Source organism: Alkalinema pantanalense CENA528, from assembly GCF_050753345.1.
Lineage (GTDB): Bacteria > Cyanobacteriota > Cyanobacteriia > Leptolyngbyales > Leptolyngbyaceae > Alkalinema > Alkalinema pantanalense.
This window is the reverse complement of record NZ_JBLZFX010000228.1, coordinates 1-1,131: the sequence shown is the minus strand read 5'-3', so window position 1 is coordinate 1,131 and position 1,131 is coordinate 1. Positions and strand designations below refer to the sequence as shown.

At 46.2% G+C, this 1,131-nt stretch carries 4 protein-coding genes; 2 read left to right on the top strand and 2 right to left on the bottom strand.

Annotated features, from left to right (window positions below; all coding sequences use genetic code 11):
* Together ACN4EG_RS27795 and ACN4EG_RS27790 are read left to right on the top strand one after the other, a co-directional pair.
* A partial coding sequence (locus tag ACN4EG_RS27795; protein ID WP_431633530.1) for a hypothetical protein occupies positions 1 to 199 on the top strand: 199 nt, incomplete at its 5' end.
* Entirely contained in the window at positions 145 to 291 is a 147-nt protein-coding gene (locus tag ACN4EG_RS27790) for a UPF0175 family protein (protein WP_431633531.1), read from the top strand. The genes ACN4EG_RS27795 and ACN4EG_RS27790, both read left to right, overlap by 55 nt.
* Here the strand turns inward: ACN4EG_RS27790 and ACN4EG_RS27785 are convergent.
* Positions 272 to 628 carry a clan AA aspartic protease gene (locus ACN4EG_RS27785; RefSeq protein WP_431633529.1) on the bottom strand — a complete coding sequence of 119 codons (357 nt, stop codon included), beginning with the start codon at positions 626 to 628 and terminating at the stop codon, positions 272 to 274. The two genes, ACN4EG_RS27790 and ACN4EG_RS27785, sit on opposite strands and share 20 nt — an antisense overlap.
* An 8-nt stretch (positions 629 to 636) precedes the next feature.
* Positions 637 to 936: a hypothetical protein gene (locus ACN4EG_RS27780; RefSeq protein ID WP_431633528.1), complete on the bottom strand. Its 300-nt coding sequence runs from the start codon at positions 934 to 936 to the stop codon at positions 637 to 639.
* Positions 937 to 1,131 lie beyond the last annotated feature (195 nt).

Below are 1,131 nucleotides of genomic sequence, written 5' to 3'. Positions count from 1 at the left end.
TCCTCGCACTGCTGCTAAGGCTACTTTGGCTTTGAAGTCGGCATTGTACTGTTTGCGTTTATTGCCCATGAAATACTCCTATCACAGTTTGAGTTTTCAGAGCTTAACGACCTGTCCAGTTTTTGGGGTCCACCGCAGTTTGAACTGGGTCGTCTATCCTCTGGTCGTGCAGCCCAACTCGCAGGGATCTCACGGGTAGATTTTTTCAACCGCTTTGGTCGCTATCAAGTTTCGCCTTTTTCCATCAATCCCGAAGAATTGGCACAAGATATCATAATGCCTCAATCTTAACGATACCACCCTCAACATTATCAACCTGCAATCGATAGCGGTAGAGGATGGCCATTCCGAGAAGCGGCTCTGTCTCTGCTGCTGCGATATCGACCTCGCGGTACTGCCCATCCCAAATGACTGTTGCGGTGTAAAAATCAAACAAGACTTCGCTACCATCGCCTAGAGTTGCTGAATTGGAAATCGTCCAAGGCAATCCAAGGCGAACGATGATTTCAGATGGTAAAGACAGAAAGCCATCAAAGCCCGTATCAATTACGGTATTGATGACTTCCCGTCGCCCAGATGAGTTACCGACCACAAGGGAAAGCGTGGCTTCCCGGCGCGAATTTACCACTCCATGTATCATTGATTCTTCTTTAAACTCCGTGAACCAAAGTGATACACGGCACGATGTCCAATGCGAATTCCAAAAGGCTGGGCGTCAGGATTGCGCTCAAATAGCCGATTGGTTGCAGCTACCACTGTTTCATCAAGCTCAAAATTTCCGGTTTCGATATCGATCGCTACAATTTTACCTTCGTTCCCTGCTTCGACTTGCTGCCGAATCCCAGACTCATAAAGTTCTTGCCCACGTCGAGCCAACTCTTCTTTGCTGTGACGGCGTTGTCGTTGATGAAACCGCTCCTCTGGAGAAACTGTCATAAATTTAACCTCCTTGAGGTTTGCTCTCCCTATTTTAGCTCCCTCCCTATTCCAGTTTAGAGAAACGAATCAAAAATCGTAACTACTCAGGCTTAAAAAAATAAAGAGTTTTACCAAGAATCGTGAAAAAGCAGGTAATTTAGCATCATATTAGGGATTAGAGATTGAATCAGTGAGAGAACCAGGGCTTCAACC

Coding starts and splice junctions, on each gene's coding strand:
- ACN4EG_RS27780 (WP_431633528.1), bottom strand. CDS start 936: ATGACAGTTTCTCCAGAGGAGCGGTTTCATCAACGACAACGCCGTCAC.